The organism is Pleionea sp. WD8-19, from assembly GCF_055326765.1.
The window spans coordinates 160,789-185,178 of sequence record NZ_JBUZOU010000001.1; the positions used below are offsets into that span (position 1 = coordinate 160,789).

The 24,390-nt window shown below is 45.3% G+C and carries 26 protein-coding genes; 13 read left to right on the plus strand and 13 right to left on the minus strand.

Annotated elements, in window-relative coordinates; translation table 11 throughout:
• Positions 1-128 precede the first annotated feature (128 nt).
• The 4 genes from ACTUJY_RS00620 to ACTUJY_RS00635 form a co-directional block, all read right to left on the minus strand.
• Complete coding sequence (locus tag ACTUJY_RS00620) at positions 129-1,424, minus strand: DUF945 family protein (protein ID WP_463614093.1); 1,296 nt, start codon at positions 1,422-1,424, stop codon at positions 129-131.
• A gap of 80 nt (positions 1,425-1,504) precedes the next feature.
• The gene (gene pepB / locus ACTUJY_RS00625; protein ID WP_463614094.1) at positions 1,505-2,794 is read right to left on the minus strand and encodes an aminopeptidase PepB; all 1,290 of its coding nucleotides are present in this window, start codon (positions 2,792-2,794) and stop codon (positions 1,505-1,507) included.
• Between the two features lie 96 nt (positions 2,795-2,890).
• The gene (ribA, locus tag ACTUJY_RS00630; protein ID WP_463614095.1) at positions 2,891-3,475 is read right to left on the minus strand and encodes a GTP cyclohydrolase II; all 585 of its coding nucleotides are present in this window, start codon (positions 3,473-3,475) and stop codon (positions 2,891-2,893) included.
• A gap of 122 nt (positions 3,476-3,597) precedes the next feature.
• Positions 3,598-4,407, minus strand: coding sequence for an alpha/beta hydrolase (locus tag ACTUJY_RS00635; RefSeq protein WP_463614096.1), 810 nt, complete (start codon positions 4,405-4,407; stop codon positions 3,598-3,600).
• Positions 4,408-4,444: 37 nt separating this feature from the next.
• On the opposite strand from ACTUJY_RS00635, the gene ACTUJY_RS00640 reads away from it, so the two are divergent.
• From ACTUJY_RS00640 to panC, 9 genes are all read left to right on the plus strand, one after another.
• Complete coding sequence (locus ACTUJY_RS00640; RefSeq protein ID WP_463614097.1) at positions 4,445-4,774, plus strand: Rieske (2Fe-2S) protein; 330 nt, start codon at positions 4,445-4,447, stop codon at positions 4,772-4,774.
• A gap of 40 nt (positions 4,775-4,814) precedes the next feature.
• Positions 4,815-5,522: a DNA/RNA nuclease SfsA gene (sfsA, locus tag ACTUJY_RS00645; protein ID WP_463614098.1), complete on the plus strand. Its 708-nt coding sequence runs from the start codon at positions 4,815-4,817 to the stop codon at positions 5,520-5,522.
• 194 nt (positions 5,523-5,716) lie between these two features.
• Positions 5,717-6,169: an RNA polymerase-binding protein DksA gene (gene dksA / locus ACTUJY_RS00650; protein ID WP_463614099.1), complete on the plus strand. Its 453-nt coding sequence runs from the start codon at positions 5,717-5,719 to the stop codon at positions 6,167-6,169.
• 82 nt (positions 6,170-6,251) lie between these two features.
• Positions 6,252-7,151 carry a tRNA glutamyl-Q(34) synthetase GluQRS gene (gene gluQRS / locus ACTUJY_RS00655; protein WP_463614100.1) on the plus strand — a complete coding sequence of 300 codons (900 nt, stop codon included), beginning with the start codon at positions 6,252-6,254 and terminating at the stop codon, positions 7,149-7,151.
• A gap of 85 nt (positions 7,152-7,236) precedes the next feature.
• Positions 7,237-8,610, plus strand: a complete 1,374-nt coding sequence (gene pcnB, locus ACTUJY_RS00660; RefSeq protein WP_463614101.1) for a polynucleotide adenylyltransferase PcnB — start codon at positions 7,237-7,239, stop codon at positions 8,608-8,610.
• Positions 8,607-9,095 carry a 2-amino-4-hydroxy-6-hydroxymethyldihydropteridine diphosphokinase gene (gene folK, locus ACTUJY_RS00665; RefSeq protein ID WP_463614102.1) on the plus strand — a complete coding sequence of 163 codons (489 nt, stop codon included), beginning with the start codon at positions 8,607-8,609 and terminating at the stop codon, positions 9,093-9,095. The genes pcnB and folK overlap by 4 nt, the downstream gene beginning before the upstream one ends.
• Complete coding sequence (locus ACTUJY_RS00670) at positions 9,092-9,745, plus strand: deoxynucleoside kinase (protein ID WP_463614103.1); 654 nt, start codon at positions 9,092-9,094, stop codon at positions 9,743-9,745. The genes folK and ACTUJY_RS00670 overlap by 4 nt, the downstream gene beginning before the upstream one ends.
• Before the next feature lie 27 nt (positions 9,746-9,772).
• Positions 9,773-10,570: a 3-methyl-2-oxobutanoate hydroxymethyltransferase gene (panB, locus tag ACTUJY_RS00675; protein WP_463614104.1), complete on the plus strand. Its 798-nt coding sequence runs from the start codon at positions 9,773-9,775 to the stop codon at positions 10,568-10,570.
• Positions 10,571-10,749: 179 nt separating this feature from the next.
• Positions 10,750-11,601, plus strand: coding sequence for a pantoate--beta-alanine ligase (gene panC / locus ACTUJY_RS00680; protein ID WP_463614105.1), 852 nt, complete (start codon positions 10,750-10,752; stop codon positions 11,599-11,601).
• A 57-nt stretch (positions 11,602-11,658) separates the two neighbouring features.
• Here the strand turns inward: panC and ACTUJY_RS00685 are convergent, their stop codons facing one another.
• Positions 11,659-12,144 (minus strand): c-type cytochrome, encoded by a 486-nt coding sequence (locus tag ACTUJY_RS00685; protein ID WP_463614106.1) that lies wholly within the window; start codon positions 12,142-12,144, stop codon positions 11,659-11,661.
• Positions 12,145-12,254: 110 nt separating this feature from the next.
• Complete coding sequence (locus ACTUJY_RS00690) at positions 12,255-12,653, minus strand: ExbD/TolR family protein (protein ID WP_463614107.1); 399 nt, start codon at positions 12,651-12,653, stop codon at positions 12,255-12,257.
• A gap of 278 nt (positions 12,654-12,931) precedes the next feature.
• On the opposite strand from ACTUJY_RS00690, the gene acs reads away from it, so the two are divergent.
• Both acs and phaR read left to right on the plus strand, forming a co-directional pair.
• Positions 12,932-14,869, plus strand: coding sequence for an acetate--CoA ligase (acs, locus tag ACTUJY_RS00695; protein WP_463614108.1), 1,938 nt, complete (start codon positions 12,932-12,934; stop codon positions 14,867-14,869).
• 262 nt (positions 14,870-15,131) lie between these two features.
• Positions 15,132-15,629 (plus strand): polyhydroxyalkanoate synthesis repressor PhaR, encoded by a 498-nt coding sequence (gene phaR / locus ACTUJY_RS00700; RefSeq protein WP_463614109.1) that lies wholly within the window; start codon positions 15,132-15,134, stop codon positions 15,627-15,629.
• Between the two features lie 30 nt (positions 15,630-15,659).
• Here phaR and ACTUJY_RS00705 read toward each other — a convergent pair whose 3' ends face one another.
• Positions 15,660-16,523: a DUF1853 family protein gene (locus ACTUJY_RS00705; RefSeq protein WP_463614110.1), complete on the minus strand. Its 864-nt coding sequence runs from the start codon at positions 16,521-16,523 to the stop codon at positions 15,660-15,662.
• Positions 16,523-17,275 carry a DedA family protein gene (locus ACTUJY_RS00710; protein WP_463614111.1) on the minus strand — a complete coding sequence of 251 codons (753 nt, stop codon included), beginning with the start codon at positions 17,273-17,275 and terminating at the stop codon, positions 16,523-16,525. Before ACTUJY_RS00710 ends, ACTUJY_RS00705 begins: the two co-directional genes overlap by 1 nt.
• 236 nt (positions 17,276-17,511) lie before the next feature.
• Here ACTUJY_RS00710 and ACTUJY_RS00715 point away from each other — a divergent pair, with 236 nt between their 5' ends.
• Complete coding sequence (locus ACTUJY_RS00715; protein ID WP_463614112.1) at positions 17,512-18,774, plus strand: DUF3667 domain-containing protein; 1,263 nt, start codon at positions 17,512-17,514, stop codon at positions 18,772-18,774.
• 17 nt (positions 18,775-18,791) lie between these two features.
• Complete coding sequence (locus ACTUJY_RS00720; protein ID WP_463614113.1) at positions 18,792-20,300, plus strand: hypothetical protein; 1,509 nt, start codon at positions 18,792-18,794, stop codon at positions 20,298-20,300.
• A 32-nt stretch (positions 20,301-20,332) separates the two neighbouring features.
• Here the strand turns inward: ACTUJY_RS00720 and lipA are convergent, their stop codons facing one another.
• From lipA to ACTUJY_RS00745, 5 genes are read right to left on the minus strand one after another with little or no spacing between them, the layout of a single operon-like run.
• Positions 20,333-21,313 (minus strand): lipoyl synthase, encoded by a 981-nt coding sequence (gene lipA, locus ACTUJY_RS00725; RefSeq protein ID WP_463614114.1) that lies wholly within the window; start codon positions 21,311-21,313, stop codon positions 20,333-20,335.
• A 19-nt stretch (positions 21,314-21,332) separates the two neighbouring features.
• Positions 21,333-21,992, minus strand: a complete 660-nt coding sequence (gene lipB, locus ACTUJY_RS00730; protein ID WP_463614115.1) for a lipoyl(octanoyl) transferase LipB — start codon at positions 21,990-21,992, stop codon at positions 21,333-21,335.
• A 31-nt stretch (positions 21,993-22,023) separates the two neighbouring features.
• Positions 22,024-22,305, minus strand: a complete 282-nt coding sequence (gene ybeD, locus ACTUJY_RS00735; RefSeq protein WP_463614116.1) for a DUF493 family protein YbeD — start codon at positions 22,303-22,305, stop codon at positions 22,024-22,026.
• 11 nt (positions 22,306-22,316) lie between these two features.
• A complete protein-coding gene (locus ACTUJY_RS00740) occupies positions 22,317-23,252 on the minus strand; it encodes a D-amino acid aminotransferase (protein WP_463614117.1) in 936 nt (311 codons plus the stop codon).
• Entirely contained in the window at positions 23,191-24,342 is a 1,152-nt protein-coding gene (locus ACTUJY_RS00745; protein WP_463614118.1) for a D-alanyl-D-alanine carboxypeptidase family protein, read from the minus strand. Before ACTUJY_RS00745 ends, ACTUJY_RS00740 begins: the two co-directional genes overlap by 62 nt.
• Between the last annotated feature and the right edge of the window lie 48 nt (positions 24,343-24,390).

Consider the following 24,390-nt stretch of genomic DNA (forward strand, 5'->3'; position numbering starts at 1 on the left):
AGACTTTCTGCGGCACTCGACTAAGATCAGGTTAAAATCAGGCCGTATTAGGTACTATGGTTTTATTGATTCGCAATTAAAAAAGGGGAGTGGTCACTCCCCTTTCAATGACATCAAGTAAGAAGCACTTACATACTAGGCATGCCTTGCATGGGTTGTCCATTTAACATCGGCATCCCATTCTGGAACGTAGCGTTTACTTTTAACTTACCATCTTCCTTCACCAAATAATTCATTTGTGCCCATTGTTCGATCATCGGCGTCATTCCTTTTTTAGCAAAATAAGCTTCAGGCGCTTCAGCATCAAATACCGCACTTAATGCCGCCATAATCGCCATCGGGTTTTGTGGATCCATTTTGTCTTTGTCGACATTTACATCTAATGCTGCAGTGATCAAACCATCTTCTGTGAGTACCTGTGTATTTTTGATCTGCATACTCGGCCCTTTTTGCACCAGTTGCATCATCATATTCATCAACTGCATGTTATAAGCCGAAACATCTTGGCCATCGATGGCCGCTTGCTGCATTTTTTGGCTAACATCTCCGATTTGTTGCAATAGAGCAATATCGAGGCCATTAAAGTACATGTTAACTCGATTGTCGGTGTACTTTTCACCAGCAAGGTTAAATCGATCTGAGCTCATTTCGATCGCCATATTCATTGCGTTTTCGTCTTCTACACTCGCCACACCTTTAATGATCAGGTTGTCCATTTTGAAAAACTGACCGCCCTGATTAAACGCCACCTCTTCAACACTGTAAGTGCCTTCGCCTTGATAAATAGCGGTACCGTCCATAATGTTGCCAGACACACGCGTTTGATCGAAATCGAGCTTAACCCCGTTGATTGACAACCCTTCTTGCGTGCTGGTTTCGGTTACCGTCATACCAGGCCATACGCCTTGACCGGCAATTTTTTCGAAAGAGATATCCGTATTGAAGTGCACTTCGGCCGGTGAAATGTTCACCTGTGTATTTTGCTCACTAAAATCAAGCCCTTTAAAGAGAAGGTCACCCACTACGGCACCTGAAAAATGGGATAACACATGGATATCAAATAAATCATCAGCATCAATGTTTTGTGGAATATCTTTTTTCAACTTTTCACCAGGAATAACTTCAGCATTGATAAAATACCAACCCAATTTTATGCCTTGATCGGTAAACAGCAGTGGCCCATACGACTGCTGTTGTTTAATTTGAAACAACACATCCGGTTGATTTTTTAATTGAATATCAAGAACAGCGGTCGCTGATAAAAAACCCTTCTCTTCGTGGCTTAATACCGCGTCAAGCTGAGGATTTTTTTGCAACTCTTTTAGCTCTTTATTAAAAACCTCTTGTGATTGGCTTTTAACAAACAACACCAGCCCTACATACACTGCGGCCAATACCACAATACCAATGATGAGTTTTTTCATGAGTTTCCCTTGAATGGTTATGAGAGTAATTTAAAAATTTTTGAAGTTCGCTAGCTCCAGTCTCCACTGGAGCGAATACCTTACGCTTCAAGCAATGCCCGAGCGATCGTTCGAATCCCCTTTCCGGTTCCTCCAGCAGACAAGCCGCCAGCATCACTACCCAGCATACAAGCCGCCAGGTCGAGATGTACCCAACGCCGCCCTTGAGATACAAAACGCGATAAAAAGCCGGCAGCATTACTAGCACCACCAGGGCCGCCACCTTTCACCGGACGACTGTTGGCCGTATCCGCGTAACTGGAAGGTGTTGTTGCAACGTGAAAAGGCTCCAAAGGCAGTGGCCAATGTTGCTCATTTTCTTGTTCTGAATAACGCAATATATCCTTTGATAACTGCTTATCGAATGCAAACACCGCATTATAATGCTCACCGAGCGCGGTAACTGCGGCACCGGTCAAGGTTGCCGCATCTATGATGAGTTCAGCACCCGATTCGCTGGCCAGGATCAAGCCATCAGCCAATACCAGGCGCCCTTCGGCATCGGTGTTTAAAACTTCCACCGTTACGCCATTACGATACGTAAGAATATCACCCAGTTTATAAGCGTGTCCGCTGATCAAGTTTTCTGCACAACACAAGTACAGTTTGACACGCTTATTCAATCCACGTTGAATGGCCAGTGCAAGTGCTCCAGTCACCGTTGCTGCACCGCCCATATCACCTTTCATGTACAACATGGACTCACTCGCTTTGATGCTATAGCCACCGCTATCAAAGGTAATGCCTTTTCCAACCAAAGCCGCTATGGGTGCCGCGTCACCCCATCCATTGGGCTGAAAGTCGAGCTCCAACAGGGCCGGTGGACGATCACTGCCTCGACCGACACCATGAATACCCACCAGGCCTTGTTGCTCCAGTTCTTCACCGCTGATGATTTTAAAGCTGACATTTTCCGGAGCCAAACTCGAAATATATTCCGCAGTCTCTTGTGCCAACACCATGGGTGACAGATCTTCTGGAGTACGGTTGACCTGGGTACGAGTCCAATAGCTGGAAGTAATCAAAGATTGCAACTCTTTATCTTCTTTCTCTCCTAAACTAAGCCACTCGACTTCCGGGATAAATTTGGGAGAAAAAGCTGCCTGAGCAAAAGCAAACTGGGCTTCCAGATCCCACTGTTCACCTTCCAGTTTGAAGCGTTCAAACCCCAGTGCGAGCATTTGCCGGGCTCCAATACGAATTTGTTCTTGACTCATATGAGGCGTGATATGAATGGTCGCTCGGTTTTCATTAATTGACAGATTGGATTTGGCGTTCCACGCGCCCGCAGCTGACTTAGAAGAAAGCTGTACAATCAGTTGATCAGTCATGGAAATTCCTTTGTGGTTGGTTTTGTTCGATTTTGGTGATTTGCGACCCGGAAGGCAAGACGAATTTCCGGATCGAAGACTGGACTGGAACAGCGCTTAAAATAAATGCCCCAATTTGCCATGTTTAGTTGACAGGTATTTCTCATTGTGCGGATTTTTACCGTATTTCATAGGCACACGTTTCACCACTTTAATGCCGGCTTTTTCTAGTGCAGCAACTTTACGTGGATTATTCGTCATAAGTTGAATACGCGATACATTAAGCGCCTGCAATGTTTGCCCGGCGAGCGTAAAGTCACGCGCATCCGCAGCAAAGCCAAGCGACTCATTGGCTTCAACCGTATCCATCCCCTGATCCTGTAGCGCATAGGCTCGGATTTTGTTAACCAAACCAATGCCACGTCCTTCCTGACGAAGATAAAGCAATACACCGCGACCGGCTTCGGCAATTTTCTGCAGAGCGGCTTCAAGCTGCGGACCGCAATCACAGCGCATGGAAAACAAGGCATCACCGGTTAAACATTCGGAGTGAATTCGCACCAATACGGGCTCATCGCCGGTGAGATCGCCCATAGTCAGTGCGACATGCTCTTTGTGAGTTTCAGGGTCTTCCAGCGCGTGAATTTCAAACTCACCCCAGGCAGTGGGTAATTTCGCTTTAGCGGCATCAATTAATGGCATAGTCTTTCCAGATTATCGGAACATCCGCTGTTTCCGCAACATCTCAAGTGTCCTACTTGACCAGACAAGGATAAATACGTTTACCGTAGGTATTTTACATCAAAGTGTCCTGTTTCCGAACTTTAACTCTTTGGCTTTTGCATTGCGGCATAATAAAATTCGGTGGCCAGCTGCCAATATTGCTCCCAACTGATGGGGCAGCCATCATGACCCGCTCGCTCCAACACGAACTGTGCATTACGCGCTGTAGAGGCAAGTTTTTTGCCGTGCTCTATCGGGATGACCTGATCCTCAGTGCCATGAATAATTAATGTTGGAATGTTATGTTCAGAGAGTCGTCGCTGCGTATCGAGTGTGTCTTTCAGCAACCAACCCGGTACCCCTTTCTTAGTCACAAAGGGCCGCAAACTGGTAAAAGTCGACATTAACCACAGGCAAGCCAAAGGACGATGGTCGAGCAACAAGGAAATCACCCCACCCCCCATCGAACGTCCTAAACCGATTATTTGCTCGCTATCCACATCACCCCGTGCACAAAGCCAGTCGTACGCGGTGCAAAGCGTTTGCTGAAACGTAAGTTCGCCAGGGTGTCCGTCACTGCGACCATAACCAGGGTACTCCACCAACAAACAATGAAATCCTCGCTTTTGCAACCCTATCAAACGCTCTTCCCAGCCATCAATCACGCCCAGTTGACCATGCGCAACAATAACAGCAGGCGAACACTTACTTTCGCTATGAGCCTTTAACCACCATATTTCAGTTTTTCCCCAAGGGTGTTGCAACCAGAAGCTTTCGGCAACTTTTGGGTTTCCATCGCCCGGAATTCGCAATTGATGTAAAGGGAAAAGCCACCGTCGCTGTAATTGATAAAAAACAGCCCAATACACCGTAACACCGACAAACGGTAATAAAAACAACCACAAATTCAACTAAACTTTTCCTATAAAACATGATTCTTCCTCTATTATGCGTGAACTTTGCCAAGTTAAGGAAATCGATGAAGCAAAAGGATTAATCGTTTCCCTTTCGGAGCCCGACGATGTATTGCTCATTCGACGCGGAGAGCACATTGCCGCCTACGTAAACCGCTGCCCTCATGCAAATGCCCGGCTCAATATGAACAGCGAACGCATCATCTCTATCGATGAATATCATATTTTTTGCTCAGTTCATGGTGCACAATTCCATCCACTTTCAGGAAAGTGCGTGCTTGGCCCTTGCCGTGGAATGTATTTGAAACCACTGCCAATTAAAGTGGAACGGGATCGAGTCTGGCTTTTGACCGAAGACGATTGAGTTCTTATACTCAGCGACTTTTTTACTCAGAAGCGTTCACATGCAATTTCAACCTCCTCTTACTGCAGCAACGTTACAAAAACGGTATAAACGATTTCTCGCCGATGTTGAGTTAGAAAATGGTGAAGCCATCACGGTGCACTGCCCGAACACAGGCTCCATGAAAGCCTGCTGGGAGAAGGGCTGGCGCGTTTGGCTGCACGACTCGCAAAACGCCAAACGCAAGTACCGTTATACTTGGTGTATCACTGAAAACCACGAGGGCGAGCGTATTGGAGTAAATACTCACTTTGCCAATAAACTGGTCGAAGAAGCCATAGCGTCCGGTGTGATCCAAGAAATTGGCGATTACTCCTCACTGCAACGAGAAGTGAAATACGGTGATGAAAACAGTCGTATCGATTTTTTAATCCAACAAAACAAACATCCCCTGTACATCGAAGTGAAAAGCGTCACCCTGAAAGAGTCGGACGGCATGGGTTATTTCCCAGATGCCGTTTCCACACGAGGGCAGAAGCATTTGCGAGAGCTTATTTCAATAGTAACGTCAGGAGCAGGTCGAGCCATGTTGTTGTTCTGCGTTCAGCACAGCGGAATATCAGAGGTCCGAGGTGCAAGCCATATTGATCCTGAATACACATCTTTACTTAAACAAGCACACCAAGCGGGAGTGGAAATAGTCGCTTACGGCACTGAGTTATCACCAAAGTCACTGGCAATTAAGCACCCCATTAAGGTCACTCTTTGAGCGACGAACAGAAATACTCCTTATAACAGACTACACTTGAAAACCGGGATTTTGTCCCCATATGCTATCCGCCGCGAAAAAAGTATGCTATATATCCGCGGCTATGAATCTTGCTGCGTAACGGTGATACACCAACTGGCTTAAAGTAGTGCGCAGTAACGTTGTATTAACCTGATTTTAGCTGGGAGCAGTCAATGGCTCGAAAACCCCAAAAAGCAGCGACGTCGACCACCTTAGGTAACTTAGGGATCGCGCCCTATAAAGAAAAGAAAGGCGAAGAATACATGAACGCCGATCAGCGCGCCCACTTCCGGAATATTCTGGAAACCTGGAAAAAGCAGTTGATGGAAGAAGTAGACCGGACGGTGAACCACATGCAGGACGAAGCGGCTAATTTTCCGGATCCGGTGGATCGCGCCAGCCAAGAAGAAGAGTTCAGCCTAGAACTGCGCACCCGCGATCGCGAGCGTAAGCTACTGAAAAAAATTACCGGCTCCATACAGGACATTGACGACGAAGAATACGGTTACTGCGAGTCTTGCGGTGTAGAGATTGGTATTCGTCGATTGGAAGCCAGACCAACCGCCAACCTCTGTATCGACTGCAAAACTTTGGCAGAAATCAAAGAAAAACAACTGGGTAAATAGCTGTACTGCCAAACCATGGCTGATCCGCAGTTTTCGTTAAATACCATCCGAATAACCTGGGCGCGTGCGCGCCCTTTAATCAATGACCTCTTCTTCTAAAGTTACTTATAGAGGCCGTTTCGCCCCTTCTCCCTCTGGGCGCCTACACTTTGGTTCTCTAGTGGCCGCGGTAGCAAGTTATCTTGATGCTCGAGCACATGACGGAGAGTGGCTGGTGCGCATGGAAGATTTGGATCCACCGCGTGAGCAGCCTGGAGCAGCAACAGAAATTTTGAAAACGTTGGAAGCCTTTGGTCTTTTCTGGGACGGGTCGGTGCTCTTTCAAAGTCAACAAAACACTCTTTATGAAGCACGCATTGCCCAACTACAGCTTCAGCACCGTATCTATGCTTGTCAATGCAGTCGTAAAAGCATCCGAGAGAGCGGTGGCGTTTATCACAACCGGTGTCGCGACAAGCGTATACCTTTCTCCGCTAACATGGCCTTGCGTTTTAAAAACCTTCAGCCGGTTTCCCAATTTAAAGACACGCTTCAAGGTAACATTCAACTGCCCCTCTGTCAGGCTGCAGAAGATTTTATCGTGAAGCGCCGAGATGGGCTGTTTGCCTATCAATTGGCGGTTGTAACCGATGACATTGAGCAAGCGGTCAGTGTGGTTGTACGCGGTGCTGACTTACTTGACTCTACACCGAAACAAATGGCCCTTTATCAGGCATTCGCCGCACCCACACCCGAATACCTACATATTCCATTGGCAATGGGTAGCGATGGTAACAAGCTCAGTAAACAAAACTATGCACCGGCGATACAACCAGCCCAAGCTCAAGCTCATTTGCTCGAAGCTTTAACATTTCTAGGTCAACAGCCACCACCGCAACTGAAAGATGCCGGTTGCGAAGAAATCTTAAATTGGGGCAGACAACACTGGTCTCGCAAGGCCATTCCGGAAAAACAACACATAACTGTACCGACAACGAGTTAGCGCTGTACTGAGGTAAGCGACCGGACCCCAGACTTCCAAAAATAATGCTAACTGGTATGATCCGCTGCTCGATGGTATGAACTGGATGATGATGATAAAAAAGCTCTGGCAAAAATGGTTTACTGGAAAGGGAAATATTAGCCCGCTGGAACCCGTGGTTTTACCGCGCGAAGCTCACGCTATCTCGCGAAAGGAGATCAGTGTCAATGCCCTTAAAGTACTTAACCGCTTACACAAGGCCGAATACGAAGCCTACTTGGTTGGTGGTGGTGTGCGGGACATTTTGCTTGGCTTACACCCGAAAGACTTTGACATCGCCACCAGTGCGACTCCCGAGCAAGTAAAACGTTTATTCCGAAACTGTCGCATCATTGGCCGTCGTTTTAAACTGGCGCACATATTGTTTGGCCATGAAATTATCGAAGTCGCAACCTTTCGCGCACACCATTCCGAAAAAAACCCGCACGGCGAACAACACGCTTCCGGCATGTTGGTACGCGATAACGTATACGGCTCGCTAGAAGAAGATGCACTACGCCGCGACTTCACCATTAACGCACTCTATTATTCGAGTGACGACTATACCTTGAAAGACTTTACGGGTGGTTTGGAAGATTTGAAAAAACGCCAGCTTCGACTGATCGGTGATCCTCTCACTCGTTACAAAGAAGATCCGGTAAGGATGTTACGTGCCATTCGCTTAGCGGTAAAACTGGATCTGGCCATTGAAGACAATACCGCAAAACCGATTATCCCGAATGCCAACTTAATGAGTAATGTATCGGCGGCCAGGCTCTGGGATGAAAGCCATAAATTACTGTTGGCTGGGCATGCTCGTAATACGGTTCATCAACTCCAGCACTATCGCCTGTTTGAGCAGTTGTTTCCAGCAACCGCGCTTTGTTTAAGCAAAGAAAAAGATAACGAACAACGCTTTCAACGTTTTATCGATTCTGCACTTGAAAGTACCGACTTACGTACTCGACAAGAAAAGCCAGTGACACCTGCTTTTTTGTACGCCGTGTTTTTATGGCAACCTTTAAAAGAGCGCGCGGATTTACTTCGTCAGCAAGGCATGAGTGTGAACGATGCCTACCACAAAGCAATGAGTCACGTGATTGGCGAGCAAACGCAGTTTATTTCTATACCCAAGCGATTTGCTCTGGTCATGCGTGATATTTGGGCACTGCAGCCGCGACTGGAAAATCGTACTCACAAATCTTACCGCTTGCTAGAGCACCCGAAATTCCGTGCTGCTTACGACTTTCTCGTTCTACGCGCCAGCGGCAACCCAGATCTCGAGCCTATTGCAAGTTGGTGGACCCGATTTCAAGAAGCCTCAGCCGAAGGCCAACGCAGCATGCTACAAGCGCTTTCAAGCAGCAATAAACCGAAACGAAAGCGTCATTACAACAAACGCCGCAACCCAAAGCGTCAACGCGGCAATAAAGCGTCATGAGTACGGTGACCGCCTATATTGGCATCGGTAGTAATTTACTGGAACCAATAACGCAAACCAAAATGGCTATCGATTTACTGGCTCAAATGAATCATAGCAAGTTACTCAAAGTCTCTTCATTGTACCGCTCAGCTCCCATGGGCCCAGCCAACCAAAACGACTACATCAATGCCGTTACAGCATTGCAAACCACTCTAACGCCACTGGCCCTGCTTGACGCAATGCAGGCCATCGAAAACCAACAAGGTCGCATACGTAAAGCGGAACGTTGGGGACCCCGCACACTCGACCTGGATCTGCTGTTATACGACGATAAAGTCATTGACCTGCCACGATTGCAAGTGCCACACTACGGACTTAAAGTTCGAAACTTTGTCGTGTTACCCCTATTCGAAATCGCCCCTGAACTCATTTTACCAGATGGGCAACCTCTGAACCTACTGGCGGAACAAACTTCAACAACTGGCATCGAGAAATTAACGTGACGCAATTTATTAATAAAAAATTCATTGCCGTTGAAGGACCTATCGGTGTAGGGAAAACCACACTCGCACGCAAATTAGCAGAGTACTATCAGGCCGAACTGTTAACCGAAGGTGAGGAGCTCAACCCTTTTCTGCCCCGCTTTTATCAAGACCCCAAAACCGGCGCATTACCGACGCAACTTCATTTTTTATTTCAACGTGCACAACAGTTAAAAGAGTTGCGCCAGTCGGATATGTTTATATCCAGTTATGTGGCCGATTTTTTAATGGATAAAGATCGCCTGTTTGCACAGGTCACACTCGATAGTGACGAGCTCAGTTTATACAACCAAGTGTACGATAATTTAACCATCGATACACCGCAGCCAGATTTGGTGATTTATTTACAAGCTCCCGTAGATGTATTGATGGATCGCATTCGTAAGCGCGCTCGTCACTACGAAGTACCGATACACAAAGAGTATCTACAGAAAGTTTCCGACGCTTATATGGAATTTTTTCATTATTACCAGAGTTCGCCGCTGTTAATTGTGAATGCTTCCGGTCTTGATCTGGTGGAAAACCAAAACGATTACCAAAAATTACTCGAGCGCATTCATGAAACCAACAGCGGCCGGCATTATTTTAACCCGCGCCCTGAAATTCTCTGAGTAATTTCACCGAAATAAGGAAGCTTTATGAAAAAAGTCACTTTGCACACGCTCAAGCAGTTAAAAAAAGACAGCGAGCCTTTTGCAATGTTAACCGCTTACGATGCCACCTTTGCACGTTTGATGGATCAAGCCGGTGTGGAAGTGATCTTAGTTGGCGATTCCTTGGGTATGGTAATCCAAGGACGAGACTCAACCGTACCCGTTTCAATAGACGATATGTGTTATCACATCGAATGTGTTAAACGCGGCGTTGATCGTGCATTAATACTGGGTGATTTGCCCTACATGAGTTATGCCACTCCAGAACAAACTTACCACAATGCCACCCTGCTCATGCAAAGCGGTGCCAATATGGTGAAACTGGAAGGCGGCGCCTGGCTGACTGAAACTATCGTCGGCCTGACTGAACGCGGCATTCCAGTTTGTGCGCATTTGGGTTTAACTCCGCAATCGGTTGATGCACTTGGTGGTTTTAAAGTGCAAGGCCGCGATGAAACTGCAGCGAAAAAGCTGATTGAAGATGCGAAAACGTTAGAAAATGCCGGTGCCAGTTTACTGGTCCTCGAATGTGTTCCATCGGAACTCGCAAAAACAGTAACGAAAATGCTTTCGATTCCGGTGGTTGGTATTGGTGCGGGTCCCAATTGCGATGCGCAAGTTTTGGTATTGCACGATATGCTAGGGCTTAACACTCAATTTAAGCCTAAGTTTGTGAAAAATTTTATGGCTGAAGTGCACGGTAATATTAAAGCGGCCATTGAGCTTTATGTAAATGAAGTGAAGCAACGAAGCTTTCCGGGACAAGAGCATACGTTTAAATAAACGAGTTGCGAGTTGCGAGTTGCGAGTTGCGAGTTGCGAGTTGCGAGTTGCGAGTTGCGAGTTGCGAGTTGCGAGTTGCGAGTTGCGAGTTGCGGAAAATATTGAAGGACAATCGATAGCTCGTCAATCGTAAAATATACGTCCACTTTTCACCCAATATGACCCAAACTTATTACGTTATGAAAATTATTCAACAAAAATCTGAAATGCAAAGCGAAATGTTGGCGTTAAAAAAGCGAGGCAAAACCATCGCTTTTGTTCCTACTATGGGTAACTTGCATCGCGGGCATCTTTCGCTTGTCGAACAAGCAAAGCAGCAGTCTGACGTTGTCGTTGTCAGCATTTTTGTAAACCCAATGCAGTTTGGTCCAAACGAAGATTTTGACGCTTACCCGCGCACGTTTGAACAAGATAAAACACAACTGGAAGCATTAAATGTCGATTTTATTTTTTTACCCACAAGCGAAGACATTTACCCGCGAGGAAAGGAACAACACACACGCGTACTTGCGCTTGATGAATTAACCAACAAGCTTTGTGGCGCCAGCCGTCCCACACACTTTGCCGGAGTCACCACAGTGGTCAATACGCTGTTTAATATTGTACAACCCGATGTCGCAATTTTTGGAAAAAAAGATTATCAACAGTTGATGATCATTAAGAGAATGACGGATGATCTTTGCATGCCCATTAAAATTTTGGGCGGCGATATTGTTCGCGAAGAAAATGGTCTGGCGATGAGCTCACGCAATGGTTACTTATCGGATCAACAAAAAGATCACGCCTCACATTTGCGAGCGACTATCATCGCGACTCAAAAACAAATAGAAGCCGGTGACAAAAACTTTGCCTCTTTGCAGAAAAATGCCATTCAGCAATTAACCCATGATGGCTTTAAAGTCGACTACTTCGATATTGTTCGACAGCAAGATTTGCAGCCAGCGCAACGTGAAGATAAAAACCTACTTATTGCCGCGGCAGCCTGGTTAGGCCAGCCAAGGTTAATTGACAATCAAGAAGTCAATTTATAGCGAAACAGACAATAAAAAAGGCGCAGATGCGCCTTTTTTATTGATACCAATTCAATTTTACTTTGCACTACCTATCATATGCTCAATAGCGGCTTTTAGTTCGTCATCAGAACAGTTCATGCAACCGCCTTTTGGTGGCATACCATTCGCTGTACCTGCAATTGCAGTCTTTAACAAATCATCTACCCCACGCTCCGCCAAAGTCACCCAAACATCAGAACCAAAAGCTGGGGCATTAGGCAGTGCGCCACTGTGACAAGCTGAGCAATTTTGAGCGTAAACTTGATCACCACTACGTGGGCCAGTACTGACAGGTGCAGGGGGCGGTTCAGCGGTAGGCACATCATCCCCCTCTACAAATATTTTACCCACTGGCGCGGTACGCTTAGCAATATTTTCTTTGCTAAACACCATTTTCTTTTTCAGTTCGTTATACGCCTTATCGGTTGTCTCTTCTTCTTTGTTATCTGCCGCCATCACACTCCCAAACGTGAATACCGCAGTGGCTAATACTACTAACCCTTTGTTTTTAAAGAAATTCATGCTTAGCATCCTCAATCGCCCCAAAAGCCTGAAGCCGAGTTCATGGAAAAATCAGCGGGTATTATAGCGAGATTTAAGGACAGCACAAAATAACTCAACAAAAATGAAGGTTATTTGCCCGAAAAAGGGGCCACCGTAATTTTATTGATTTGTGCTAATCGAATCTGATCGGTCACGGCTATCAGCTGTTCCGTAACCGCCTCTTCATCGGCCAACACAATCACAGACGGTGACTTTTTATCCATCGCCCAACTTTCAACTCGCGCTGATACCTGAGCCACATCGATAACCTGATCCTCAAACGAAATATCGCCATAAGCATCGATGGTAATCGTGACTGTATCGGCTTCTGGACCTGGATTAGAGCTACGTACCAACGGGTTTAAATCCACTGCAGACTCTTTCATAAAGGATGACGTCACAATAAAGAAAATGAGCATGATAAACACAATGTCTAACATAGGTGTCATATCCACATCACTGGTTTCAATGGCTCGTGCGTTTCTCATCACTTCCTCCGGCTTTTTTTGTTTTCAAACCCTGTTGCTTTATTAAACGAGATTATTTTGCGATCTGGGCTAATGTGGACATATTAATTCTCACCCACACAATTGACAGCGCTGTCATTTTCATGGACGATGTCATGCAATTCTTAGAGATACAAATTGAGCTCGTCGCGACTTTATGCTTCGTCACTTTTCGATTAATGTATGTAGCCAACAGAAATTCATAGCCATCGGCCTTTAGGATGTTTTGAGGCCAAGGAACCATCAGCAGGAGAGAATGCATGTCAGAAGTAAAAACCTATCCGGTGAATCCGGCTTATAAAAAAGACACTCTGCTTAATAACGATCAATATCTCAATCTGTACCAACGCTCTATTGATGATCCGGAAAGTTTCTGGGCTGAGCAAGCAGAGCGATTTATCGACTGGTCCCACAAGTGGCACACGGTTATGGATGTGGACTATCGCGAAGCGCAAATCGCCTGGTTTCAAGGCGCCAAGCTCAATGTGTGTTACAACTGTGTCGATCGTCACCTTGACAAACGCGGCGATCAAACGGCCATTCTCTGGGAAGGTGATGACCCTAATGAAAGCAAAGCCATTACCTATAAAGAGTTGCATCAGCAAGTTTGTCGTTTCGCCAACCTCTTAAAAGCCCGAGGAGTTAAAAAGGGTGATCGCGTTTGTATTTATATGCCAATGATCCCCGAAGTCGGATATGCCATGTTAGCTTGTGCGCGTATAGGCGCTGTTCATTCGGTAGTATTTGGTGGTTTTTCGCCGGAATCGTTAAAAAGTCGAATACTCGATTCAGACTGTCAGGTCGTGATCACCGCCGATGAAGGTGTGCGCGGCGCAAAAAAAGTGCCGCTGAAAGCCAACACTGACACCGCGTTAGCGGGTTGCCCGGATGTTCACTCCGTTATTGTTGTAAAGTACACAAAAGCCGATATCAACTGGCATTCGGATCGCGATGTCGACTATTACGCCGAAGTAGAAAAACAGCCCGCCGATTGCCCTATTGAAGAAATGGACGCCGAGGACCCACTCTTTATACTTTACACTTCAGGCTCCACAGGAAAACCCAAAGGCGTACTGCATACATCTGGTGGATACCTGCTGTACGCAGCGATCACGCATAAATACGTATTCGATTATCAGGATGGCGATGTGTACTGGTGTACCGCCGATGCGGGCTGGATCACCGGGCACTCTTACATTTTTTACGGCCCACTCGCTAACGGAGCGACCACACTCGTCTTTGAAGGGGTGCCAACCTACCCGGATGCCGGACGTTTCTGGCAAGTTGTGGACAAGCACCAGGTCAATACTTTTTACACCGCCCCGACAGCCATACGCGCGCTAATGGGACAAGGAGATGACTTTGTAACCCGCTCTAAACGCTCCAGCTTACGCCTGTTGGGTACCGTAGGTGAGCCCATCAACCCAGAAGCCTGGGAATGGTACTATCATAAAGTCGGTGATGCGCGCTGCCCCATTGTAGATACCTGGTGGCAAACAGAAACCGGTGGGATCCTGTTAACACCTTTACCCGGTGCAACAGCATTAAAACCAGGCTCTGCAACTCGTCCCTTCTTCGGCATTCAACCCGCCTTGCTCGACGGCGATGGCAAAATTCTGGAAGGAGAAGCGGAAGGCGCGTTGGTCATGACGCGTTCATGGCCTGGGCAAATGCGAACTGTTTATGGCGATCATCAACGCTTTTACGATACTTACTTTTCACAATACAAAGGCTATTACTTTACCGGAGATGGTGCTCGCCGCGATGCAGATGGATACTACTGGATCACTGGCCGAATGGATGATGTACTCAATGTTTCCGGCCATCGGTTGGGTACAGCAGAAATAGAGAGTGCGTTGGTATTGCATGAAAAAGTAGCCGAAGCCGCCGTGGTCGGGTTTCCACACGACATAAAAGGACAGGGTGTTTACGCGTACGTTACGTTAATGGCCGGAGAATCACCAAGTGATGAATTAAAAAAAGAATTAATACAGCTTGTGAACAAAGAAATTGGCGCTATTGCAAAACCGGAAGTGATCCAATGGGCTCCTGGATTACCAAAAACGCGCTCCGGAAAAATCATGCGTCGTATTCTCCGAAAAATTGCCGCTAACGAACTTGATAACCTGGGTGATACATCGACGCTGGCGGATCCGTCGGTTGTAGAAAATTTAATTGATAACCGAGCAAGTCGTTAAACTGAAGAGTTACCGTTTTGGGAACACGCCCAGAGCGGTAACTCATTTTACCGAGCAGAAATCAAAGGCTTAAAGCTTAAAGTTCCTTCACATCGCATTTAAATAAGCCCCCGAAATGAGTAAGAGCATGGCCCATTTTTCCTATGGTACGTAACAAAATATCCTGATACACTGCAACAAAGCATGAAAATACATGCGACCAAAAGCACTGTAGATAACAAAAACAACAGGCGTCATTAATTGATTGTTGGGATAAATCATCATGTCAGACGTACGTATAATAAAAAAATATCCAAATCGTCGTTTATACGATACGGCGATCAGCAGTTACATCACACTTAACGATGTAAAAGAACTGGTTTTGGGTTACATACCTTTCAAAGTCATCGATGCCAAAAGCGGTGAAGACTTAACACGCTCCACTTTATTGCAAATCATCTCGGAGCAAGAAGATAAAGAAAGCCCAATCTTCACATCAGAAATTCTGCAAAATGTGATTCGTTTTTATGGCGATTCTATGCAAGCGATGATGAGTCGTTTTCTTGAACACTCTATGAAGCTCTTTATGGAACAACAAGCCGGATTTAAAAGCCCGCTGAATACTTTTCTTGGTACCAATCCTCTGACCATGATGCAAAATATTGCTGAACAAAATTTAAAAATGTGGAAATCCATGCAAGAGAATTTCTACACGCGTAATGGTGCGGTGAATGAGCCTGGTGAAGAAGAAATTACCAATAACGACACCAAAGAAAGTTAACTCTCTATTAGTTTGCATGGCGCTGTTGACTCATTGATGACAAGACATAGCACGTGACAACCAGTCATTTGGCACCCAAAACCCTCTGGCAACTTCTCTGTTCGCTTCGAAAGCGACGACTTGCCGCGGGTGTCCAGCAAGATAGTACAATAACGTTGGTAAACGAGTAGCCGTATCATTTTTCTGCCTTGGTGCGAACCATTCGGTCTTATCTAAGATCGACCAACGCCAATGATCTCGTTGAGAAAAATGGGCACAAATTTGTTCGGAAGTCCCCCAAAAGCCTATATCACATTCGGAATTTAAATCAGACTCCATTTCAAACGACTTTTCGGAAAGCGCTCGAAAGAGCCTCCCTTTTACGATCGATTGAACGGATGGCATTGCCCAATCATTTGATGTGAATAATTGTTTTGCTGCAATATGTTCCGTGAGTGCCATCTGGTGCTCACGCAGTCGCTTGAGTTTTACATCCAAACGATCTTTTAACCCTGGGCCTATCCACCGCGATAATCCAGTAACACCCGGCAATTGCAAATAAAATTTGCAAGCCAGCTCAATGTGCCAAATTTGTTGTGACAGTTGATCGCCAACTAATAAGTCCAGTTCCCCAATTGTCTTCTTGCCATCATGAACGGGAAGGTTATGCGCTAATACTTGATAGTCTGGGTGCAGTTCAAAAGCCAACTGCCAAAAGGCCTCGAACCTTTCTCCCAGACGTCGCGTTTTTAACGTTGCCCGCTTTTCCTCAATGTACCGCTCGATCTTTTCTGGTTCTTTCATCGCCAATTGCTTTAGCGGAGAAACAAACTCATGCGAGGTAAAAAGACTCGTTGCACTATTCACTAGTGATGGTGAGTCAATACACCACAACCAATCAGCGATCGATTGCATTATTTCACCACCTCAAAAACGCGTGCCAAAATATTGAAAACCTGTTGCCCAACCGGGCTGACACTAAAAATAATAATCAGCATCAAGGAACAACAACTGGCGAGCATAAATTGAAGTCGCAGTTGTGCACGACGCTCCTGAGCCCACTTGAGTTCCAACCACCACTTTCGCGCCAGCCAGATAAACAAGACTTCCGCAATGATAAACACAGCCATGACTTCGCGAGAGCCATCCGGTAGCTTTAAAGCGGCACCCAATAAAATACCGGGGATCAGATAGAGCGGCGCCCAAATTAACCCGGATAACAGGTTAACGCTCCAAAAGAGCTTTTGGCTCATACCTGCAATTCCGGCCACTACCGGCAACACGGCTCGCAATGGCCCAATGAAACGACCAATCACCAAGCTAATGACTCCGTATTGACGAATGAATCGATCGGCTCGATGCAAAGCCTTTTGGTGGCGCTCGATCCATTGCCAATGACGAATGGCATCTCGGTAATGGAAACCCAGCCAATAACTTAATCCTTCGCCCACGACCGCACCCACCAACATGGCCAAGCACATGGTGTAAAAACCCAGCTCGCCCGCACCAACCAAAGCGCCGACCCCAAGTAAAATCAACCACCCTGGAACAACAGCACCAACAAAAGCCATAGACTCTAAAAATGCAATAACAGCGACAATCGCAAATGCCCATTCTGGCTGCCGCTCAATGAGTCCAAGAAGTTGATTTGAATAGTTTTCAAACAAGCACAGCACTCCTCAAAAATTACCCCAATTACCTGTTATCTAAATTACCGCCATCGACAAGTTTAAGGTTCAGCTCTAACAAAACGGGTTCATAATGACGTTTGTATTTTACCAGTTCGATTACTGGTTTCTGTCAGTCGCGATTTGAACAAAAATCGTGTATTGTTCAACCTGTTTTATCATGACTCGCGATAAAAGCCCAAGGCGCTATCTCAGACACAATCTAAGGCACTATGATGACGGAACCTAAACCCGCCGACAATATCCACTCGCAAACACAGGAGCAAAACTTGCAGCATCAGCAATTTCAAGGTGAGTGTAAAAATTGTCATACATCTCTTTCCGGTCCTTTCTGTCACCAATGTGGCCAACCTGCCAAGTCCATTATTCGTTTTTTCGGCTCCTTAATTCGTGAATTACTCGATGATATTATTAGCCTCGACTCTCGAGCAGCACGAACTTTTTTTGCGCTTTTGTTTCGCCCAGGATTTCTTACTCGAGAGTACATCGCCGGTCGACGCTTTCGGTACGTTCCTCCACTGCGGCTGTTTTTATTTTCCAGCATTCTTTGCATTTTCGTGTTATTGATTCTCAACAAATTCAGTGAAAACAAAATCATTAACAATGCCGCGGCTATTACCGGTGTTGAAAATACAGAAGATGCAGGTAAACCATTACCGACCATAACAGCAAGCAAAGAGTGGCAACAGCTTTCGGAACAAGAAAGGGCTGAAGCACAGCAGGGAATTGACGAAGCCAATAAAAAGCTTGCTCAACTCGGGATTCCTACCATCAAACTTCCCGATATAGAGAGTGACGAAAAATTATCGAAACCCAAACCTGTTCCAAAACCTGACAATACCTCGAACGCAAAACGTGAAACCACGCAAGAAGAAGTTGAACAGAAGAAAAGAAGCAAAGAGAGTGACATTCGAGTTAATGTTTCTCCGGGAATTCGCTACAACAATGGTAACTTTAACGTTAACCTGCCGTTTCTCAATGACGAAGACAACAAAGCGCTAGCCGAAAAACTCACCAAAAACGCGAAAAAAATTAAAGACGATCCGCAAGACTTTATCGGCGACTTGCTGGAAATGGTACCCAAAAGCATGTTGCTTCTTATCCCGCTGTTTGCGTTAATTATGAAGCTGTTTTATCCCTTTGCGCGCCGCTACTATATCGAACATATGATCCATGCCATTCACGGTCACTCGTTTTTATTTATCACCATAGTATTAGCAATTTTTCTAGAGTTAATTGCCGGAGATCTATCATCGTCGTCGAGCCGATTCGTAAGTTTTCTCGGAAGTACGGCGGCCTTTATTGAAACGCTTCTTTATTGGTGGTTGCCAATTTATTTCTTGATTTCGTTACGAGTGGTTTATAAGCAACATTGGCTACTGACCATCTGGAAATGGATACTCCTCGGGTGTAGCTATCTTTTATTGTTTTCCGTCACCGCGGTATTGATTTTAATTGTGGGAATTTTGTTGAACTGAGAAAGAGAGAGTATTGGATGAAACAATTTGTATTTAGCATATTATTAATCACTATGATGACTTCTCTCTGCAATGCAAATGCGTTAGACGATGCTCAAAGTTACAAGGGTAAAGAACGTGTTTACGCACTGTTGCTACTGGGAAATGACTTTGAAAAAATAAGGCTTGCCGCAAAAAGCATTGTGCAAGATGATAAGATCTCGACAAAATTAATCGATTTAACCGCACTAAAAATTGCTTCTGCGAAAGACTCACGCTCTTCACTGGCAATAGATACAATTGCTTGGTGTGTTCGAGTTTTGGCAGAAAAAGGAAGCGCGCAACATCTGACAATACTTAAACAGGCTCTTGAGACATTTTCGCACGATAAAATCATCGACTGGATAGAACGTGCAATCGAGCAAATTCAAACCCGGGACGGAGAAAGCAAAAACACAATTGATTCCATCGACTTATCTACTCTATTTAAAAATTTAAAGGAGCTGCCAAAGATCACTCCTAATGGAGAATTTAAAATCTCCGAAGCAATGACGATGGATCAGGTATTAGAAGTTGCGGGAACACCCTTGGAAATAAAACTTTTGTCACGTATGTGGAGTGCTACATTCATTCGTTTTTCTACATCTAATATTGGTTTCTATTATGAGAATTTCGGTCTCATACTTTTTGCCCGCAGTAAATATCGGGAAAATACGTGGATAGTGGATGAGGTATACCACGACTCTCGTATCAATCAAGATTGGATTAATGAAGGCTATGCAGCTTATAAGATCTTATTGCTTTACGCAAAAGGTCGGCAAGCGCTCAATCTGGCGCAGGCAATTTACAAAAAGGGTATGTACCAAAATGCCGATCTGTTAGACCATGTCGCAGAGCGCTTATGGCGTCAACACCATACAGCAAAAGGATATGTAGAGGATGAGATTCAATTTTTGATTTATTCTATTAAGAAAAGTCGTAATCCTCGTTATAGGACGTTGTTGAAACACATTGTCGAGACATTTCAAAATGACGATGTTATTGAGAAAGCAGAAAGCGCATTATCTGTTATTGAAGAAAAGGATGTGGAACAATATTTAGCAGGCGATTTATTTAACACCAAGAAGACTCCACAATGGGCCAAAGAGTTGCAGGTTATGAATAGAATGTTGTCAAGCCCACGAAAGTCTCCCGACAAAGAAGCCGCAATTTTAGGTCTTTCCAGTCATAAAACCGATATTGTTAAAGAAGCCACAAGGTTGATTAAAGACGCACGCATCCTTGACCAGGAAATTATGGACATGGTTGTTGAACGACTATTACATCAACCATTAATTTTGTCCCATAATCAAGCACAAATGGTGATTCTACTAGTTCGGCTTATTGGAAGAAGCGAAGACAATCGATATAAAAGTATTCTAGAAACGGTTTATCAACGATTCGACGATCCAGAAGTAAAAGAAGAAATTAAAGATGCGATGAGTGACTTAAGTGGGAAAAAGAAACCGCAGTATCAAGCCGGTATGGCAAAACTGAATATATGGTAATCGTGCGGACGCTTACGCGTCCGCAAAATGCATCAACTGATTTTCTCACCCGCCGCTTGCTTATCTGCATGATAAGATGAGCGGACCATAGGACCACTGGCGACGTTAGCGAAGCCCATATCTTCGGCGATTTGCCCTAACTCTTTAAATTCAGCCGGAGTGACAAATCGAAGCACGGGGTGATGATCTTTACTCGGTTGTAAATATTGGCCAATGGTCAACATATCCACATCGTGAGCTCGCAGGTCTTTCATCACTTCGATGATTTCTTCGTTAGTCTCACCCAACCCAACCATTAAGCCTGATTTTGTTGAAACATCGGGATAAAGCGCTTTGTGCTTTTTTAATAAATCCAAAGACCATTGATAATCAGCACCAGGACGTGCTTGTCGATATAAGCGAGGTACCGTTTCCAGATTGTGGTTAAATACATCCGGTAAACCTTCACCCAATATTTCCAAAGCGCGATCCATACGACCACGAAAATCCGGAACCAGAGTTTCGACTTTAGTTTTCGGACTTTGCCGACGCACTTCATTCACACAATCAACAAAATGCTGAGCTCCCCCATCGCGCAAATCGTCGCGATCAACAGAAGTGATTACCACGTACTTTAGCCCCATACTCACCACCGATTCGGCCAGATGTTGCGGCTCGTCAGCGTCGGGAGCCAAGGGTCGGCCATGAGCAACATCACAGAAAGGACAACGACGGGTACAAATATCACCTAAGATCATAAAAGTCGCCGTACCGTGGCCAAAGCACTCCGGTAAATTTGGACAGCTGGCTTCTTCACAAACCGTGTGCAACTTCTTGTTACGCAGCATATTCTTAATTTCTGCGACTTTGTTGCCACTGGGCAGACGAACGCGGATCCAGTCCGGTTTACGCGGCATCTCGGCAGTGGGAACGATTTTAATAGGGATACGCGATGTTTTGTCAGCACCACGTAATTTCTGACCGGGAACTTTCTTGTTCGCAACCTTAGACTGCTCAGGCATAGTTTGACTCATATGGTTCTACAGAAATGTTTCAGGCCGGCAACCCGGCGACGAAAGAGCGCGTATTATAGCCTAAATTGTCCATCAGATGCTTAATAAGCAATGGTTCTACGTCACTCAAAGAGGCTGGTCCGCCCTGATCACAAATGCGCGTAACTTCCATACCAGCATATCCGCAAGGATTAATGCGTTGAAAGGGTTCCAGATCGAGGCTGATATTCAGCGCTAAACCATGAAAACTGCAACCTTTTCTGATTCGTAACCCCAATGAACAAATCTTCGCCCCCGACTCAACGTAAACGCCGGGTGCATCACTGCGCGCATGCGCCTTAATGGACATTTCGTCCAGCATATCGACAACGGAGTCTTCTATCGCTGATACCAATTCTCTGACCCCGAGACTTTTCCGTCTTAAATCGATTAGAAAATAAACCACTTGCTGACCCGGACCGTGATAGGTCACTTGCCCACCACGATCCACCTGAACAACCGGAATATCACCAGCGGCAAGTATGTGTTCCGCTTTTCCTGCCTGCCCCTGAGTAAATACCGGATCGTGTTCTACCAGCCACAATTCATCGGAAGTACGACTGTGTCGATTATCCGTAAATTCCGACATCGCTCGCCAAACCGGCTCATAGGGTTGACGACTCAGTTGTCGGATCACAAGACTGGACGATAACTCACTCACATGAAAGCTCTTAATTAAGACGACTTAAGCATTAAAGACACATTTTTACATCAGGTATCGCACGAACTTCACTGTATAACGTTTCAACCTGATGTTTATTGTCGAATGTAACCTCTACCGTTACCGACAAATAATTGCCTTTTGCCGATGGTTTGGAAGAGGGAGCGTAATCACCGGGCAAAACACGTTGAATTACTGAAACAATTTCGACATCTATATTGGGTCGATTCACCGCCATCGCTTTAAAGGCAATGGTGCAAGGAAAATCCCACAGCTCGGAATTGATGCCCTCGGGAGTATTTGGATCAGACATAATTATAACCTTTACTCAATCTCGCCACGATACAGTTTTTGTTTGAAAATCATATAGTGTTTAATCAATTGATGCCAAAGAGGACCGGTTTTTCCGTTGCCAATGACAACATCATCCACCTGCCAAACCGGTTGAATTTCACGCGTAGAACTGGTGATCCAGATTTCGTCGGCCTGCTTCAATCGTTCTAAAGTAAACAAGCATTCCTTAAAAGGAATATTTAACGCAGTTAATATTTCAATCACCAAGTCACGCGTTATACCAGCCAGAATACGTTCGGACTTTGGTGCCGTAAATACGGTTCCATTTTCCACCATAAACAGATTCGATGCCGAACCTTCTATGGCATATCCGTCTTTAATAAACACGGCTTCGTCGGCACCATGATTTTCTGCTGCCTGTCGCGCCATACAATTTGCTAATAATGTAATTGCCTTAATATCGCAGCGCTGCCATCGAATATCTTCGAAAGAATAGAGTTTAACTCCTTGCTCAGAAGGTGTTTGTTGAACACAAGGTAATGGCGAAAGACGAAGAAAAATCGTTGGTGAAATGTCACCTGGATAGCGGTGATCACGCTGCAAATTGGGGCCTCGAGTAACTTGTAAATAGAGGCTACCGTGCTCGCACTGATTCTGCTCAATTAAATTATGGCAAAGCGTAAACCAATCAGACTCTTGTTTATTAAGCAATAGACCGATGGCCTCTAACGACCGGTTTAAACGCCCGATGTGTTTGGAAAAGCGAAACAACTTTCCAGCATAAACGGGAATCACTTCATAAACACCATCGCCAAACAAAAAACCTCGATCCATCACTGAGATCGAGGCTTGCTCTAATGGTAAAAACTCACCGTTTAAATAGACTGTATTCAAAGAACGCTCTCTAAAATAGCTCGCCAATCCACCGACTAAGACCATCGATGGTTCGAGTGAACCAACCGCCATCGGCAACGTCTTCCAGCGCCACTAAAGGAAATTCAGCAATGTCTTCACCATCTAATTGGAAGAAAATTTTCCCAACCATTTGTCCTTTTGTGATCGGCGCTTCCAATTCTTCACTCACCTGATAGTTTGCTTTGACCTGGTTACGTTTACCACGCGGAATGGTTAACCAAATTTCATCAAGCACACCCAGTTTGGCTTGTTCAATTTCACCACCCCAAACTCGAGCCTGATGCACCTCGGTATTCGCTTTTAAAGGTTTAACCGTTTCAAAAAAGCGGAAACCGTAAGTCAGTAGTTTTTTACTTTCTACCTTTCGCGCTTCTTCACTGCGCGACCCCATGACCACGGCAACCAAACGCATATCATCCTGTACCGCAGACGATACCAAACAGTAACCCGCAGCCTCAGTATGGCCCGTTTTAATGCCATCGACATTCATGCTTCTGTCCCATAACAATCGGTTACGATTGTATTGCGCAATATTGTTATAGGTAAATTCCTTTACTTTGTAGAGTTCATACTCTTCTGGAAAATCACGTATCAACGCCCGCGCCAACACAGACATATCGCGTGCTGTGGTGTGATGCCCATCGGATGTCAAACCATGTGAATTGACAAACCTAGAATTCGTTAACCCAAGCTTTTGAGCATGATGATTCATTAACTGAGCAAAGCTGTCTTCGCTACCTGCAACGTGTTCGGCCAACGCGACACTGGCATCGTTACCGGATGAAATAATTAAACCTTTGAGTAAATCTTCGACCGAAACCTGTTTATCGACTTCGATAAACATTTTTGAAGACTCTGGAAAGTTTTTGGCCCAAGCATTTTTACTGACGGTTACCAAGTCATCGAGAGCGATGTTCCCCGCCTTCAGCTCACTGGAGACCACATAACTGGTCATCATTTTGGTTAAACTTGCGGGAGGTAATGGGTTATCGGCATTATTTTCAGCAATCACCTGGCCAGAGTGGTAGTCGACCAAAATATAGCCATTCGCACCCAATGCAGGAGGTGCCGGTGTTACCGCCGTAACGAGCGAGCTGAACAAAAAACAAGCGACGAAAAGCAACGATTTCAATTTCATCATAAAAAATAAATGAGTCCTAATTTGGATGCACCAATATCAAGGTGCGGC

What these genes read in the sequence shown, in the direction of transcription:
- ACTUJY_RS00715 (WP_463614112.1), top strand. Translation starts at nt 17,512, where the DNA reads ATGACGGAACCTAAACCCGCCGACAATATCCACTCGCAAACACAGGAG.
- ACTUJY_RS00685 (WP_463614106.1), bottom strand. Translation starts at nt 12,144, where the DNA reads ATGAATTTCTTTAAAAACAAAGGGTTAGTAGTATTAGCCACTGCGGTA.
- ACTUJY_RS00745 (WP_463614118.1), bottom strand. Translation starts at nt 24,342, where the DNA reads ATGATGAAATTGAAATCGTTGCTTTTCGTCGCTTGTTTTTTGTTCAGC.
- pcnB (WP_463614101.1), top strand. Translation starts at nt 7,237, where the DNA reads ATGATGATGATAAAAAAGCTCTGGCAAAAATGGTTTACTGGAAAGGGA.
- ACTUJY_RS00720 (WP_463614113.1), top strand. Translation starts at nt 18,792, where the DNA reads ATGAAACAATTTGTATTTAGCATATTATTAATCACTATGATGACTTCT.
- ribA (WP_463614095.1), bottom strand. Translation starts at nt 3,475, where the DNA reads ATGCCATTAATTGATGCCGCTAAAGCGAAATTACCCACTGCCTGGGGT.
- panB (WP_463614104.1), top strand. Translation starts at nt 9,773, where the DNA reads ATGAAAAAAGTCACTTTGCACACGCTCAAGCAGTTAAAAAAAGACAGC.
- gluQRS (WP_463614100.1), top strand. Translation starts at nt 6,252, where the DNA reads ATGACCTCTTCTTCTAAAGTTACTTATAGAGGCCGTTTCGCCCCTTCT.
- ACTUJY_RS00690 (WP_463614107.1), bottom strand. Translation starts at nt 12,653, where the DNA reads ATGAGAAACGCACGAGCCATTGAAACCAGTGATGTGGATATGACACCT.
- ybeD (WP_463614116.1), bottom strand. Translation starts at nt 22,305, where the DNA reads ATGTCTGATCCAAATACTCCCGAGGGCATCAATTCCGAGCTGTGGGAT.
- pepB (WP_463614094.1), bottom strand. Translation starts at nt 2,794, where the DNA reads ATGACTGATCAACTGATTGTACAGCTTTCTTCTAAGTCAGCTGCGGGC.
- sfsA (WP_463614098.1), top strand. Translation starts at nt 4,815, where the DNA reads ATGCAATTTCAACCTCCTCTTACTGCAGCAACGTTACAAAAACGGTAT.
- lipA (WP_463614114.1), bottom strand. Translation starts at nt 21,313, where the DNA reads ATGAGTCAAACTATGCCTGAGCAGTCTAAGGTTGCGAACAAGAAAGTT.
- dksA (WP_463614099.1), top strand. Translation starts at nt 5,717, where the DNA reads ATGGCTCGAAAACCCCAAAAAGCAGCGACGTCGACCACCTTAGGTAAC.
- ACTUJY_RS00640 (WP_463614097.1), top strand. Translation starts at nt 4,445, where the DNA reads ATGCGTGAACTTTGCCAAGTTAAGGAAATCGATGAAGCAAAAGGATTA.
- panC (WP_463614105.1), top strand. Translation starts at nt 10,750, where the DNA reads ATGAAAATTATTCAACAAAAATCTGAAATGCAAAGCGAAATGTTGGCG.
- ACTUJY_RS00620 (WP_463614093.1), bottom strand. Translation starts at nt 1,424, where the DNA reads ATGAAAAAACTCATCATTGGTATTGTGGTATTGGCCGCAGTGTATGTA.
- acs (WP_463614108.1), top strand. Translation starts at nt 12,932, where the DNA reads ATGTCAGAAGTAAAAACCTATCCGGTGAATCCGGCTTATAAAAAAGAC.
- ACTUJY_RS00740 (WP_463614117.1), bottom strand. Translation starts at nt 23,252, where the DNA reads ATGGCGGTTGGTTCACTCGAACCATCGATGGTCTTAGTCGGTGGATTG.
- phaR (WP_463614109.1), top strand. Translation starts at nt 15,132, where the DNA reads ATGTCAGACGTACGTATAATAAAAAAATATCCAAATCGTCGTTTATAC.
- ACTUJY_RS00705 (WP_463614110.1), bottom strand. Translation starts at nt 16,523, where the DNA reads ATGCAATCGATCGCTGATTGGTTGTGGTGTATTGACTCACCATCACTA.
- folK (WP_463614102.1), top strand. Translation starts at nt 8,607, where the DNA reads ATGAGTACGGTGACCGCCTATATTGGCATCGGTAGTAATTTACTGGAA.